Source organism: Pseudomonas sp. SJZ077, assembly GCF_007993905.1.
GTDB classification, from domain to species: domain Bacteria; phylum Pseudomonadota; class Gammaproteobacteria; order Pseudomonadales; family Pseudomonadaceae; genus Aquipseudomonas; species Aquipseudomonas mandelii.
The window spans coordinates 43377-57244 of sequence record NZ_VIUJ01000007.1; the positions used below are offsets into that span (position 1 = coordinate 43377).

Below are 13868 nucleotides of genomic sequence, written 5' to 3' on the forward strand. Positions count from 1 at the left end.
GGGGGCTTATTCAACGCTGTACAAGGACCCAGCCATGAGCCGTATTTACGCTGACAACGCCCATTCCATCGGCAATACGCCGCTGGTGCAGATCAACCGCATTGCCCCGCGCGGTGTGACCATCCTGGCCAAGATCGAAGGGCGCAACCCGGGTTATTCGGTCAAGTGCCGGATCGGCGCGAGCATGATCTGGGACGCCGAAAGCTCCGGCAAACTCAAGCCTGGCATGACCATCGTCGAACCGACGTCGGGCAATACCGGCATTGGCCTAGCCTTTGTTGCCGCGGCCCGTGGTTACAAGTTGATGCTGACCATGCCGGCGTCGATGAGCATCGAGCGACGCAAAGTCCTCAAGGCACTGGGCGCCGAACTGGTGCTGACCGAACCGGCCAAAAGCATGAAAGGCGCCATTGAGAAGGCTGCCGAGATCCTGGCCAGCGATCCGGCCAAATACTTCATGCCGTCGCAGTTCGACAACCCGGCCAACCCGGCCATTCACGAGAAAACCACCGGTCCGGAAATCTGGAACGATACTGACGGCGCAGTCGATGTGCTGGTCGCGGGCGTTGGAACCGGCGGAACCATTACCGGTGTTTCGCGGTATATCAAGAATACCCAGGGCAAACCGATTATCTCGGTAGCCGTGGAGCCGGTGGTGTCGCCGGTGATTACCCAGGCGATAGCCGGTGAAGAGATCAAGCCGAGCCCGCACAAGATCCAGGGGATCGGTGCCGGTTTTGTCCCGAAGAATCTGGACTTGTCGATCGTCGATCGGGTTGAGTTGGTCACCGATGACGAATCGAAGGCCATGGCGCTGCGCCTGATGCAGGAAGAAGGGATTTTGTGCGGTATTTCCTGTGGCGCCGCGATGGCGGTGGCGGTGCGTCTGGCCGAAACACCGGAAATGCAGGGCAAGACCATCGTGGTGATCCTGCCGGATTCCGGTGAGCGCTACTTGTCGAGCATGTTGTTCAGCGACCTGTTTACCGAGCAGGAAAATCAGCAGTAGGCGCTGCCTGCGATGGTTTGATCTTTTGGTGAGAGGGCTGATTCAGGTCAGCCCCCGTTCAGGAACTTTATGTTAATAAGTGCTTTATTGCACAAACCTTAATACTGAATGTCGAGTTTTGCGGGTTTTTCCCGAGGCCGGTAGTGTTTATCATGGCCGGCTGCCACGTCGGGTAAATGGCGTTGTGCGAAGAGCCTAACCTCAAGGAGCCGTAGATGACCTTTTCCTTTGCCGCGAAAGCGTCAGTGTTGCTGCTATTCCTGGGCAGCACCCTCTATGTGCATTTGCGCGGGAAGGCGCGATTGCCGGTTCTGCGTCAATTCGTCAATCACTCGGCCTTGTTTGCGCCTTACAACGCCTTGATGTACCTGTTCTCCGGCGTGCCGTCCAAACCCTATCTGGACCGCAGCAAGTTTCCGGAACTGGACGTGCTCAAAGACAACTGGGAAGTCATCCGCGACGAAGCCATGCACCTGTTCGACGAGGGTTACATCCGCGCCGCCGAAAAACACAACGATGCGGGGTTTGGTTCGTTTTTCAAGAAAGGCTGGAAACGTTTCTACCTCAAGTGGTACGACAAACCCCTGCCATCCGCTGAAGCCTTATGCCCGAAAACCGTGGCGCTGGTGAGCAGTATTCACAACGTAAAGGGTGCAATGTTCGCGTTGCTGCCGGGTGGCAGCCACCTCAACCCGCACCGCGACCCGTTTGCCGGTTCGCTGCGCTATCACCTGGGGCTGTCGACGCCGAACTCCGACGATTGCCGTATCTTTGTCGACGGCCAGGTGTATGCCTGGCGTGATGGTGAAGATGTGATGTTTGATGAGACCTACGTGCATTGGGTCAAGAACGAATCCGAGAAAACCCGCGTCATTCTGTTCTGCGACATCGAACGACCGCTGAGCAACCGCGTCATGACCTTCATCAACCGCTGGCTCAGCGGCTTGCTCGGTCGCGCCACCGCACCTCAGAACCTTGATGATGAACGTGTCGGCGGGATTAACCAGGCGTATGCCTGGAGCAAGAATTCCAGCGACAAGGTCAGTGGTGTGGTCAAACGCTGGAAGCGTCGTAATCCCAAGGCGTACCGCGTGCTGCGGCCGGTGTTGGCGGTGGTGGTGCTGACGTTGTTGGGGTATTGGTTGTTTGCGTGACTGGATTCAAAAGAAAACCGCTCCTTGGGAGCGGTTTTTTTATGAGCAGAATTTAAATGGCGCGCCCGCGACGAGGTGTCGTGACTGGCCCTTTGTCCAAGTCATTGCAATCCATGTCCGCCGCTGGTTATAGTCGGCGCTCGGTGGTTCTGTTACCCACCGCCCACCCCATCAAAAAAGATCAGCCCATGCCAGCTTCCCTCATCAATGCGGTAGTCGATTCAGCGGTCAACGCTGGCGTCGTGCCGTGCGGGAATAAGCAGCCTGCGCAGATCAGTCATTACCCCCCACCTGTCAGTAGCACGCCGGTGTACGCAGTCGTATCACCGCCGGGCGTTGGCGTTTCGGGCTGATCAGCGTTCTTTGCTGTTCTGCGCGCCCGCCTGAAAAAAACTACTGGATTTCAGCTTCGGCTGAGTTGGCTTCTTGCCTGACTACAGGTGGTATTCATGTTTGTCCTGTCGAAAAAATCCGCGCTCGCGGCGGCGTCCACGAGCCTGTTCGTTCTGCTGTGGAGCAGCGGTGCGATCTTCTCCAAATGGGGCCTGGCCCACGCATCGCCCTTTGCCTTTCTGCTGATTCGCTTTGCCATCGCCTTGTGCGGATTGATGCTGCTGGTGCCGTTGCTCAAGCTGAAATTGCCCAAGGGTGGCAAAGCGATGTTGTATGCGATGGCCACGGGCGTGGTGTTGCTGGGGGCTTATCAGATTTTTTATCTGCTGGCCCTGGACCTCAAAGTCACACCGGGCGTTATGGCAACCATCATGGGTGTGCAGCCGATTCTCACGGTGGTGATCATGGAGCGTCAGCGCTCGGCCAGCCGGATGTTTGGTCTGGCGCTGGGCCTGGTCGGGTTGATCATGGTGGTTTACCAGGGCATCGGTTTGGCGGGCATGTCTTTGGCCGGGATGCTTTTTGGTTTGCTGGCGTTGGCGAGCATGACCTTTGGCTCGATCATGCAGAAGCGCATCACCGACAATCCCCTCGGCACACTGCCGGTGCAGTACCTCGCGGGGCTGCTGCTCTGCGGGATCTTCGTGCCGTTCCAGCCGTTTCATTTCGAACACGGCAGCGGGTTTATCGTGCCGGTGCTGTGGATGGGATTGGTGGTGTCGGTGCTGGCAACGTTGCTGCTGTACCGCTTGATCGCCCGGGGCAATCTGGTGAATGTCACCAGTCTGTTTTACCTGGTGCCGGCCGTGACGGCGGTGATGGACTACCTGATTTTCGGTAATCGGCTGGCGGTATTGAGCATGCTCGGCATGCTGCTGATCATCGTCGGGCTGGTATTTGTGTTCCGTAAAACAGCGTAAAGCAGCGTGAAAATGAAAGGCCCGGAGCATTGGCTCCGGGCCTTTTTTATTTGGTCAGCGCGTGCTCGGCCCGCACCGAATTCATGAACGCCTGCATCGCTGACGATTGAATGCGGTGACGGCGGGTAATCAGCCCGTACGGCGGCAGCCGTGCTTCAAACTTGATCGGCAACACCGCCAGCAAATCACGGCCCGGGTAATCCTCCACCACCGACACCGGTGTGACGCCCAGCATGTCGGTCTGCTGGATCAAGGACAGCAAGGTCATGATCGAGGTGGTCTCGACGATGCTGCTGGGGATGTCGACCCGCGCATTGTGGAATACCTGATTGATGATCGCGCGCATCGGGCTCGGTTGCTGTTGCAGCACCCAAGTCATGTTCTGCAACTCGGCCCAACTCAGGTTTTTCTCTTTCGCCAACGGGTTCTGCGCGCCGGAGATGACGCACAAGGCTTCTTCGCCGAGGCTGTCGAACAGCAACTCTTCGGCCCGTGCGCCCGCCGGAATCCGGCCCAATACGATATCCAGCTGGTCCTGCAACAGCGCCTGCACCAGCACGTCGCTGGTGTCGACCTGAATGCTCATCGACAAGCGTGGATGGCTTTGCTTCAAGGTCGCGATGGTGCGGGTCAACAGCCCCGAGGCCAGCGCCGGAATCGCACCGACCGCAACCCGGCCAAGGTTGCCGGATTCGAGCGCGACCAGTTCTTCACGCATGCCGCTCAGTTCAGCAAACACCATGCGCGCGTAGTAGATGACGGTTTCCCCGAACGGGGTCGAGCGCATGCCCCGGGGCAGACGCTCGAAGAGTTCGACGCCGAGCAAGTCTTCGGCTTCGTGCAACATCTTGGTGGCTGCCGGCTGGGTCATGCCGATGTGGTCGGCGGCGCGGCGCAACGAGCCGAATTCCTGCAACGCCAGCATCAGCCGCAGTTGGCGCAGACGCAGTCGACTGTGGATCACATTGGCAGCAGGAATTCGGGTCATGGGCCGTGCTCGCAATTAGGACTGCGGCAAGCCTGACAACAAATGCCAGGCGTTGCCAGCATTGCCGTGTTACAGCACCGATTTAGGCTTGGCGACCTGGGGTTTGCGCAGCCCCGTCAGGGTGCCCAGCGCCTTGGAAATCAACGGCCAGAACAGCATCAGCAACGCCGCCGTGGTCAGGCAGCCCACTAACGGGTTGGACCAGAAAATCCCCACGTGGCCGTCGGAGAACAGCATCGACTGGCGGAACGCATCTTCCGCTTTGTCGCCCAGTACCGCCGCCAACACCAGCGGCGCAATCGGGTAACCGAGTTTCTTGAACAGATAACCCAGCGCACCGAAGCCCAGCATCAACACCACGTCGACGAACGAGTTGTGCACCGAGTAGGCACCGATGGCACAGACCATGATGATGATCGGTGCAATGATCGAGAACGGAATGCGCAGGATCGAAGCGAACAGCGGCACGGTGGCCAGCACCACGATCAGGCTGACCACGTTCCCGAGGTACATGCTGGCGATCAGGCCCCAGACAAAATCGTGCTGCTCGACGAACAACGTCGGGCCAGGATGCAGGCCCCAGATCATCAGACCGCCGAGCATGACCGCCGCAGTGGCCGAGCCGGGAATGCCGAGGGTCAGCATGGGCAGCAGGGCGCTGGTGCCGGCGGCGTGGTCGGCGGTTTCCGGGGCGATTACGCCTTCGAGTTCACCCTTGCCGAAGTTCTCGCGGTTCTTCGAAAAGCGCCGCGCCAGACTGTAGCTCATGAACGAGGCCGCCGTCGGGCCACCCGGTGTGATGCCCATCCAGCAACCGACCAGGGTGCTGCGCAGGATCGTCCACCAGTAACGCGGCAACTTGGCCCAAGTGCGCAGGATGACCATCGGCGTGATGCGCGCATGCTCGCCGCGAAACACCAGGCCTTCCTCGACGGTGCAGAGAATTTCGCCGATCCCGAACAAGCCGATCACGGCCACCTCGAAGCTGATGCCCGTCATCAACGCCGGCTGATCGAAGGTCAGGCGCAGGTTGCCGGAGACAGTGTCCATGCCCACGGCGGCCATGGCGAAACCAATCATCATCGCCACCACGGTTTTCAGCGGCGGATTCTTGCTCATGCCGATGAAGGTGCAAAACGCCAACAGGTACACCGCGAAGAACTCCGGCGAACTGAAAGACATGGCGAATGCGGCAATCTTGGTCGACAGGAAGGTCAGCAGCAACACCCCGGCCAGCGCGCCGATCAGCGCCGAACTGAATGCGGCCGTCAACGCTTCGGCAGCGCGACCTTCGCGGGCCATCGGGTAACCGTCGAACGTAGTCGCCACCGATGAGGGCTCACCGGGGATGTTGAACAGAATCGAGGTGATCGAACCGCCGAACAGCGCGCCCCAATACATGCACGACAGCAAAATGATCGCCGACACCGGCGACATGGTGAAGGTCAGCGGCAGCAACAACGCCACGCCATTGGGGGCGCCGAGGCCGGGCAATACGCCGACCAGAATGCCCAGCAACACGCCGATCACCATCAGGCCGATGTGGCCCGGGGTGAGGATCAGGTTCATGCCTTGCAGCAGGGAATCGAATTCGCTCATTTGAAACTTCTCCCGGCCAGTGCAATCCAGTCGCCCATCGGGCCGGCATCCAGCGGGACCTTGAACCACAACGCGAAAATCAGGTAGCTGGCCAGCACCGCGCCGAGGGACACGGTGCCGATCATCCATTTGCCGTAAGGCTTGGCGCGCACCTTGTCACGCCACATGAACCAGGCGATGAAGCAGGCCGAGGCCACATAAATGCCGGTGAACGGCATGGCGCCGACGAACAGCGCAATCGGGATGAACACCGACAGCACTTGCTTGAATGCACTGCGGCTGACGAATGCAATGCTCAGGGCGTGCCAGCGCACCACGGTCAACACGCCGTTGCCCACGCTCGCGGCGCTCAACAGCAATCCGATGTAGAAGGGGAAGTAACCCGGCTCGGGGCCTGAATCGCCCCAGCCGATACCTTGTTCGAGACTGCCGAACATCACCACCGCGCCGATCAGCGTGGTGAAGAGTGTCAGGCCGAGTTCGACCCAGCGGGTACCGACCAGCGCCGGTGAATCCGAAGAATGGGACATGAAAGCACCTCCAGAGGTGACGGCCGTGCGCACGCACACGGCCGTGAACAACTCAGTTTTTCAGCCAGCCGGCTTCTTTGAACACCGGGGTGACGCGGGCGGTGTCTTTCTCAATGTAGGCGGTCAGCGGCTCGCCTTCGAGGAACGTCGGCACCAGCGCGTTCTGCTTCACGTAGGCCTTGAACTCTGGAGTCTCGGTGACTTTGCGCATCAGCTCGACATAGAACGCCCGCTGTTCGGCGGTGACGTCGCCGGGCATGAACACGGTGCGCGGGAATCGGTATTGATCGATACCCAGGCCTTGTTCGTGGCAGGTCGGAACGTCGGCCCAGGATTTATCACCCGCGACTTTCTCGGTGTAGCTCATGCGTTCCTTGCTGAACACGCAGAGCGGTTCGACCTGGTCGCCGCGCCATTGGCTGATGCTTTCGCTGGGGTTGTTGACGTTGGCGGCGATGTGTTTGCCGGCCAGTTGGGTCGCGGCTTCACTGCCGCTCTTGAACGGGATGTACACCAGTTTGCTGTTGTTGGTCTGGTTCAGCAGCAGGGTCAGGGTCTGGTCGACATCCTTGGACTGACTGCCGCCCATGCGCAGTTTCGACGGATCAACCTTGGCCGCTTCGTAGAAGCCTTTGGCGTCTTTCCAGGGGGCATCCTTGTAGCTCCAGAGAATGAAGTCGTCCTCTGCAACGGCCGCCACGGGAGTCAGCTCCTGCCATTGATAGCCAAGCTTGGAAACCAGCGGCAACAGGTAGATGTTGTTGGTGCCGATCACCAGTTTTTCCGGATCGCCCTTGTTCATTTTCAGGTCAAGGAACGCTTCGGCACCGTTGCCGCCGCCTTTGTTGAGGACGATGGTATTCACGTCGAGGAACTTGTGTGTGGTGATGATCGACTGGATCAGCCGACCGAGCTGGTCAGTACCGCCGCCGGGGCCGCCGGCAACGAGGATTTCGACGTTCTTGTCCGGCTGCCAGGCAGCGTTGGCGAGTGCGGGGAGGGCGCCGGCGGCGACCAGTGTGCAGCCAAGAAACAGACGGGATGTGCGACGGACGAATGCATTTCGCATGGAAGGGCCTCGTTTTTTGTAATTGTTATGAATGACTTGTCGGTGCTCAAAAGCTGCAAGCCTGGACTGAGTGTGGGAAGCCTCCGCTTCGGCGTCTAGTCAAAACAATACATACACCGATAGCCTGCGGTTATAGGTCATCACGGGCAAATACGTGACGAGGGCTGGAAACTATGTGCCAGAGCGTTTTGAGAGGAAAGTCAGTCAAGGCGGCCGGCGATGAAAGCCCCCTGAAAGCGCGGTATGCCATAACCCGAGGCTATCGCCGTATCTCAATCATTGATTAGACGGTTATCACCGAGCCTTCGATAGTGCTCATCAGCGCGGCGAACCGGTCACGCACGGCATTCACAACAATAAGAAACGAGGTACGCACCATGGCTCGTCCCAGTGCTTCCCTGCATCTGCCTGGCGCAGCTGCCCAACCGATCAACGCGGCCACACCCCTGGCCGGCACCACCAAAGCGAGCAGCGTGCGCTGGCGGATCTTTGCGATCGTCTTCGCGCTGACCATGGTCAACCTGATCGACCGGGTCTCGCTGTCGATCGCCATGCCGACCATTGCCCATGAATTTTCCCTGTCGCCAAGCATGCAAGGGCTGATCCTCAGCAGTTTCTTCTGGGCGTATGCGCTGTTGCAGATTCCCGGTGGCTGGCTGATCGATCGCTTCGGCCCGCATCGGGTCATCAGTTGGTCCACCGGGTTGTGGGGCACCTTTCAAGTGTTGGCGGCGTTTGCGACCGGCGGCTTGTCATTGCTGTTCGCCCGCGTTGCACTCGGGGCCGCCGAAGCACCGTTGTTCCCGTCCGGTGGCAAGCTGATTTCCCTGTGGCTGGCGCCGAGCGAACGCAGTCGCGGCGCGGTGCTGATGGACAGCGGCAGCCCCTTGGGCGTGGCGCTGGGCGGGTTGATCATTGCCTACCTGATTGCATCCCTGGATTCGTGGCGCCTGGCCTTCGTGATTGCCGGTATCGCGACCCTGGTGCTGGCCTGGCTGGCCCGGCGTTATCTGCGCGATGACCCGGCCACTCACCCGCAAGTGAATGCCGAAGAACTGGAGAAGATCAACGCCGGGCGCGCGACGCCGGCTGCCGAAGCCGCCCGTGTGCCGGTCAAAGGCCTGGGCATCGCGGCCCGTTCCCTGAGCGGCTTGCTGATCGGCCGTGCCAGTTGGGCGATGGTGTATTTCGGTTTGCTGACCTGGGGCCCGAGCTATCTGGCCCAGGCTCGCGGCTTCGATATCAAAGGCATCGGCGCGGCCACCTTCGTGATTTTCGTGTGTGGGGCCCTGGGTTCGTTGACCGGTGGTTTCCTCTGTGACGGGTTGATCCGCAAAGGTGTCAGCCGTGGCGTGGCGGTCAAGAGCCTGCTGGCGTTTTCCGGTGTGGTCGCCCTCGGCGCCTTTCTGTTGTTGCCGACGCTGAGCAATCCGTTTGCCGCCGTGGCGTTGTTGGCCATGACCGCGTTTTTCCTGATGTGGGGCAGCCTCTACTGGAGCTTCCCGGCATTGCTGGCGGCACCGGCGCGGGTCGGGTTGATCGGCGGCGTGATGAACATGGCCGGCAGCACCGGCGGGATCGCGGTGCCGATCCTGGTGGGGATCATTGTGCAAATGACCGGAGGTTTTGCGCCGGTGCTGGGGTTCTTTGCCGTGTGCTCGGCAGTCTTTGTGCTGGCGACGTTGTTCATCAGTCTCGACGAGGTGCGCCATGGCTGAACACTTATCTGGCGAAGCATGGAACGGTCCGATCATCGATGCCCATCATCACTTCTGGGACCCGACGATCAATGACCATCCGTGGCTGGCGCCCGAAGCCAATATCCCGTTCCGCTACGGCGACTACAGCGCGATTAAACGGCGCTATTTTCCTGAGGACTATTTCGCTGACGCCGGCCCGCACCGTGTGGTGCAAACGGTGTACGTCGAGACCGAATGGGACCCGCAAGACCCGATTGGCGAAACCGTTTTTATCGAAAGTCTGACGGCCCGTTACGGCGTACCCAATGCGGTCGTGGCGCAGGCCTGGCTCGACCACCCGGACGCCCTCGCGGTACTGGCCGAACAAGCGAGTTTCAAATGCGTGCGCAGCGTGCGTCACAAACCGGGTGGAGCGACTTCACCGGCGCAGGTTGGTCATGTGCGCAGCCTGATGAGCGACGAACACTGGCGGCGCAGTTTTGCCGCCCTCGAAGGGCTGGGGTTGCACTTCGATTTGCAGACCCCCTGGTGGAACCTGCACGAAGCCGAACGGCTGGCTCGGGACTTTCCCGGCACTACGCTGATTCTCAACCACGCAGGGTTGCCCAATGACCGCAGCGCCGAAGGCCTGGCCGGTTGGCGCCTGGCGATGGCTCGGCTGGCCAAATGGCCAAACGTGCAGGTGAAGATTTCCGGCCTTGGCCAGAGGGGCCAGGCATGGCGCGCCAAGGACAACGCCTGGATCGTGCGTGAAGTGATCGCCATGTTCGGCACTGACCGGGCGATGTTCGCCAGCAACTTCCCGGTGGACAGCCTGTGCGGCTCGTTCGACGACATCTACAGCGGTTTCAAATCCATCGTTGCTGATCTGCCGAGCGCCGATCAGGAGCGACTGTTCTACAGCAACGCGCAGCGGGTTTATTGCTGCGAGCCTTGCGCCGTTGACCGCCAATGGCCTGAACCCTTGAGGAGTGAAGCATGAACAAAACAACCATCGCGATGGTGCTGGGTGACCCGGCAGGCATCGGCCCGGAACTGATCGCACGTTTGCTTGCGGAGCCTGAAGTGCGCAGCCAGGCCAATGTGATCTTGATCGCCGACGAGGCCGAAATGCGTCGCGGCATGCGCATCGCCGGGACGGAGTTTCCTTACCGTCGCGTCGAGTCGCTGGATCAGTTGGAATTTGGTGATGACACGCCGCTGTTCTATGACTTTCGCGGAGACACCGTCGGTGAATTTCCACGCAGTGAAGCCAGTGTCATCGGCGGTCGCTACAGCCTCGACACGCTGGAACAAGCCCTGCGCCTGACCGAGGCCGGGACCACCGACGCGGTGTTGTTCGGGCCGTTGAACAAGACCTCGCTGCACATGGCCGGGATGGCCCACAGCGATGAGCTGCACTGGTTCGCCGAGCTGCTGGATTTCCACGGGCCGTTCTGTGAATTCAACGTGCTCGACAACCTCTGGACCTCCCGCGTGACCTCCCACGTGGCATTAGCGCAAGTGCCAGGCATGCTGACCCAGACGCGGGTAGTGGAAGCGATCCAGTTGATCGACACCGCGCTCAAGCGCAACGGCCTGGAAAAACCGCGCATTGGCGTGTGTGGGCTGAACCCGCACAACGGCGACAACGGCTCGTTCGGACGCGAAGAACTGGACATCATCGGCCCGGCGGTTCGTTCGGCCCAGGCGCTGGGGATTGCGGCCGAAGGGCCATACCCGGCGGACACGATTTTCCTCAAGGTCCAGGGCGATGCCAGTGCCTTTGACGCGGTGGTGACGATGTATCACGACCAGGGTCAGATCGCGATTAAGTTGATGGGCTTCTCCCGAGGCGTGACGGTGCAGGGTGGCTTGCCGATCCCGATTACCACGCCGGCCCACGGCACCGCCTTCGACATCGCGGGGCAGGGCAAGGCCAACGTCGGCGCGATTCGTCAGGCCTTCGAAATCGCCTGCCGAATGGGCGTCAACAACTACTGACACAACACTGATCCCCTGTGGGAGCGAGCCTGCTCGCGATAGCGGTCTGACAGTCACTAAAAAGGTGGCTGCACTACCGCTTTCGCGAGCAGGCTCGCTCCCACATTTGTTTTGTGTGTGGCTGATAACCCTATCCACTCACTATTCGGTTTTTCCTATCACCGCAGGTTATCGCCGGATACGCATAAGTGATTATCCGCCCCCCCCGAGCGCTGGCTAAAGTCGCTCCATCGAATGCCGGAACCCGCCCCCCGCGCGGTTTTGTGCAGCGACCCGACAACTACAAAAAGCCGGCAGCGCAAGGAACTGTATTCATGAAAATCAAAGCCATCCGTACCCGCGTTTTTGAGTGGAAAGGCAAAGTCGTTCCGCCTCAAGCACACTTCTGCACCAACGCCAGCGACATCCTGTTCGAACGTGGCGACGCCATGGGCTCGTTCCGTTTCCATGGCTGGCTGGTGGTGGAAGTCGAGACCGATACCGGCCTCGTCGGCATCGGTAACTGCGCCCTGGCGCCGCGTGTGGCCAAGGAAATCATCGACACCTACCTGGCGCCGATTGCCATTGGCGAAGACCCGTTCGACAACGAATACATCTGGCAGAAGATGTACCGCCAGAGCCACGCCTGGGGCCGCAAAGGCATCGGCATGGCGGCGATCTCGGCGATCGACATCGCGATCTGGGACATCATGGGCAAAGCCGTGAACAAACCGGTGTTCAAACTGCTCGGCGGCCGGACCAAGGAAAAGATCTGGACCTACGCCTCCAAACTCTACGCCAATGACAACCTCGACCTGTTCCTTGAAGAGGCCCAGGGCTATCTGAACCAGGGTTTCACCGCGCTGAAAATGCGTTTCGGCTACGGCCCGAAAGACGGCCCGGCGGGCATGCGCAAGAACATCGAGCAAGTGCGTGCCCTGCGTAACCTGGCCGGTCCCGACATCGACATCATGCTCGAGTGCTACATGGGCTGGACCCTGGAATACGCCCGCCGCATGCTGCCCAAACTTGCTGAATTCGAACCACGCTGGCTGGAAGAGCCGGTGATTGCCGACGACATCGAAGGCTACATCGAGCTGAAGAAAATGGGGATCATGCCGATTTCCGGCGGCGAGCATGAGTTCACCTCCTACGGCTTCAAAGACCTGCTGGAACGCCGCGCCGTCGACGTGATCCAGTACGACACCAACCGGGTGGGCGGTATCACCGCAGCGCGCAAGATCAACGCCATGGCCGAAGCCTGGTCGGTGCCGGTGATCCCGCACGCCGGGCAGATGCACAACTACCACCTGACCATGTCCACCACCGCCTCGCCGATGGCCGAGTTCTTCCCGGTGTTCGACGTCGAGGTCGGCAACGAACTCTTCTACTACGTGTTCAAGGGCGAGCCGCAACCGGTCAACGGCTACATCCAGCTCGACGATGACAAGCCCGGCCTGGGCCTGGAAATCTCCGATGAGTACTTGAGCGACTTCAACATCATCGAGTGATCCAAATCCCAATTTTCTGGAGGCCGTCATGCGCCTGATTCAATTTGAAAACACTGCCGGTGAACGCCAGGTGGGTCTCGTCGAGGGCTCGCAGGTAAAGGTGCTGCAAGGCACCCGTAGCACCCGTGAACTGGCCCTCGCGGCGATTCGTGCCCAACGCAGCCTGCAAGAAGAAGTCGCACTGCGCCGCACCGAACCGGGACCGGATTACGCCCAGCTGTTGCAGCAGGGCAAAGTCCTGCCACCGCTGGACCACGAAGACCCGGCCCATTGCCTGATCAGCGGCACCGGACTGACCCATTTGGGCAGCGCCTCGGCGCGGGACAAAATGCACCAGCAGGAGGGCGCGGTCGAAGCCGGCATGACCGACACCATGCGCATTTTCAAATGGGGCCTGGAGGGTGGTAAACCGGCGGCCGGGCAGGTCGGCGCGCAACCGGAGTGGTTCTACAAAGGTGATGGCAGCATCGTCGTACGCCCCGGCGCGGATTTCCCGGTGCCGCCGTTTGCCGAAGACGCCGGCGAGGAACCCGAGCTGACCGGCCTCTACGTGATCGGCGACGACGGCCAGCCGTACCGCGTCGGTTATGCCTTGGGCAACGAGTTCTCCGACCATGTGATGGAGCGGCGCAATTATCTGTATCTCGCCCATTCGAAACTGCGCTTCTGCGCCTACGGTCCGGAGCTGCGCGTCGGCGAGTTGCCCAAGCACCTTGCAGGCACCAGTCGGATCAAGCGCAACGGCGAAACGATCTGGGAAAAGGAGTTTCTCAGCGGCGAAGACAACATGTGCCACAGCCTCGCCAACCTCGAATTCCACCACTTCAAATACGCGCAGTTTTTGCGTCCCGGCGATGTCCACGTGCATTACTTCGGCACCGCAACGTTGTCGTTTGCCGACGGGATAAAAACCCAGCCGGGCGATCGCTTCCAGATCAGCCTCGATGAGTTCGGCGCGCCCCTGGAAAACGGCATCGGCGAAAGTGCCCAGCCGTTGGCCATCGGCCAGGTGCGCACGCTTTAAGTCTTCAAT

General features: G+C 60.3%; 12 protein-coding genes. 8 read left to right on the forward strand and 4 right to left on the reverse strand.

The genetic code is table 11. The features are described from left to right. Positions 1 to 34: 34 nt before the first annotated feature. The 3 genes from cysK (at position 35) to FBY01_RS12715 (ending at position 3476) form a co-directional block, all read left to right on the forward strand. Complete coding sequence (gene cysK, locus FBY01_RS12705) at positions 35 to 1009, forward strand: cysteine synthase A (protein WP_145308112.1); 975 nt, start codon at positions 35 to 37, stop codon at positions 1007 to 1009. 215 nt (positions 1010 to 1224) lie between these two features. Further along, positions 1225 to 2163: an aspartyl/asparaginyl beta-hydroxylase domain-containing protein gene (locus tag FBY01_RS12710; protein ID WP_145308110.1), complete on the forward strand. Its 939-nt coding sequence runs from the start codon at positions 1225 to 1227 to the stop codon at positions 2161 to 2163. A gap of 449 nt (positions 2164 to 2612) precedes the next feature. After that, positions 2613 to 3476, forward strand: a complete 864-nt coding sequence (locus FBY01_RS12715; protein ID WP_010462097.1) for a DMT family transporter — start codon at positions 2613 to 2615, stop codon at positions 3474 to 3476. A gap of 46 nt (positions 3477 to 3522) precedes the next feature. Here the strand turns inward: FBY01_RS12715 and FBY01_RS12720 are convergent, their stop codons facing one another. The 4 genes from FBY01_RS12720 to FBY01_RS12735 form a co-directional block, all read right to left on the reverse strand. Beyond that, positions 3523 to 4464: a LysR family transcriptional regulator gene (locus FBY01_RS12720; RefSeq protein WP_077749159.1), complete on the reverse strand. Its 942-nt coding sequence runs from the start codon at positions 4462 to 4464 to the stop codon at positions 3523 to 3525. 69 nt (positions 4465 to 4533) lie between these two features. Beyond that, positions 4534 to 6063, reverse strand: a complete 1530-nt coding sequence (locus FBY01_RS12725; protein WP_010462093.1) for a tripartite tricarboxylate transporter permease — start codon at positions 6061 to 6063, stop codon at positions 4534 to 4536. Further along, positions 6060 to 6593, reverse strand: coding sequence for a tripartite tricarboxylate transporter TctB family protein (locus FBY01_RS12730; protein ID WP_010462091.1), 534 nt, complete (start codon positions 6591 to 6593; stop codon positions 6060 to 6062). Before FBY01_RS12730 ends, FBY01_RS12725 begins: the two co-directional genes overlap by 4 nt. Before the next feature lie 52 nt (positions 6594 to 6645). Further along, complete coding sequence (locus tag FBY01_RS12735) at positions 6646 to 7662, reverse strand: tripartite tricarboxylate transporter substrate binding protein (RefSeq protein ID WP_145308108.1); 1017 nt, start codon at positions 7660 to 7662, stop codon at positions 6646 to 6648. Between the two features lie 377 nt (positions 7663 to 8039). Here FBY01_RS12735 and FBY01_RS12740 point away from each other — a divergent pair, with 377 nt between their 5' ends. The 5 genes from FBY01_RS12740 to araD1 all read left to right on the forward strand — a co-directional run bounded on the left by FBY01_RS12740 (position 8040) and on the right by araD1 (position 13859). Beyond that, entirely contained in the window at positions 8040 to 9380 is a 1341-nt protein-coding gene (locus FBY01_RS12740) for an MFS transporter (protein WP_010462087.1), read from the forward strand. After that, the gene (locus tag FBY01_RS12745; RefSeq protein ID WP_145308106.1) at positions 9373 to 10344 is read left to right on the forward strand and encodes an amidohydrolase; all 972 of its coding nucleotides are present in this window, start codon (positions 9373 to 9375) and stop codon (positions 10342 to 10344) included. The genes FBY01_RS12740 and FBY01_RS12745 overlap by 8 nt, the downstream gene beginning before the upstream one ends. After that, positions 10341 to 11345: a 4-hydroxythreonine-4-phosphate dehydrogenase PdxA gene (locus tag FBY01_RS12750; protein ID WP_145308104.1), complete on the forward strand. Its 1005-nt coding sequence runs from the start codon at positions 10341 to 10343 to the stop codon at positions 11343 to 11345. Before FBY01_RS12745 ends, FBY01_RS12750 begins: the two co-directional genes overlap by 4 nt. A 314-nt stretch (positions 11346 to 11659) precedes the next feature. Then, complete coding sequence (locus tag FBY01_RS12755; RefSeq protein ID WP_010462080.1) at positions 11660 to 12835, forward strand: L-rhamnonate dehydratase; 1176 nt, start codon at positions 11660 to 11662, stop codon at positions 12833 to 12835. Positions 12836 to 12863: 28 nt separating this feature from the next. Continuing rightward, the gene (araD1, locus tag FBY01_RS12760; RefSeq protein WP_145308102.1) at positions 12864 to 13859 is read left to right on the forward strand and encodes an AraD1 family protein; all 996 of its coding nucleotides are present in this window, start codon (positions 12864 to 12866) and stop codon (positions 13857 to 13859) included. Positions 13860 to 13868 lie beyond the last annotated feature (9 nt).

Bases quoted from the DNA above. Each gene is read 5' to 3' on its own strand.
- cysK (WP_145308112.1), top strand. From the start codon at position 35: ATGAGCCGTATTTACGCTGACAACGCCCATTCCATCGGCAATACGCCG.
- FBY01_RS12710 (WP_145308110.1), top strand. From the start codon at position 1,225: ATGACCTTTTCCTTTGCCGCGAAAGCGTCAGTGTTGCTGCTATTCCTG.
- FBY01_RS12715 (WP_010462097.1), top strand. From the start codon at position 2,613: ATGTTTGTCCTGTCGAAAAAATCCGCGCTCGCGGCGGCGTCCACGAGC.
- FBY01_RS12720 (WP_077749159.1), bottom strand. From the start codon at position 4,464: ATGACCCGAATTCCTGCTGCCAATGTGATCCACAGTCGACTGCGTCTG.
- FBY01_RS12725 (WP_010462093.1), bottom strand. From the start codon at position 6,063: ATGAGCGAATTCGATTCCCTGCTGCAAGGCATGAACCTGATCCTCACC.
- FBY01_RS12730 (WP_010462091.1), bottom strand. From the start codon at position 6,593: ATGTCCCATTCTTCGGATTCACCGGCGCTGGTCGGTACCCGCTGGGTC.
- FBY01_RS12735 (WP_145308108.1), bottom strand. From the start codon at position 7,662: ATGCGAAATGCATTCGTCCGTCGCACATCCCGTCTGTTTCTTGGCTGC.
- FBY01_RS12740 (WP_010462087.1), top strand. From the start codon at position 8,040: ATGGCTCGTCCCAGTGCTTCCCTGCATCTGCCTGGCGCAGCTGCCCAA.
- FBY01_RS12745 (WP_145308106.1), top strand. From the start codon at position 9,373: ATGGCTGAACACTTATCTGGCGAAGCATGGAACGGTCCGATCATCGAT.
- FBY01_RS12750 (WP_145308104.1), top strand. From the start codon at position 10,341: ATGAACAAAACAACCATCGCGATGGTGCTGGGTGACCCGGCAGGCATC.
- FBY01_RS12755 (WP_010462080.1), top strand. From the start codon at position 11,660: ATGAAAATCAAAGCCATCCGTACCCGCGTTTTTGAGTGGAAAGGCAAA.
- araD1 (WP_145308102.1), top strand. From the start codon at position 12,864: ATGCGCCTGATTCAATTTGAAAACACTGCCGGTGAACGCCAGGTGGGT.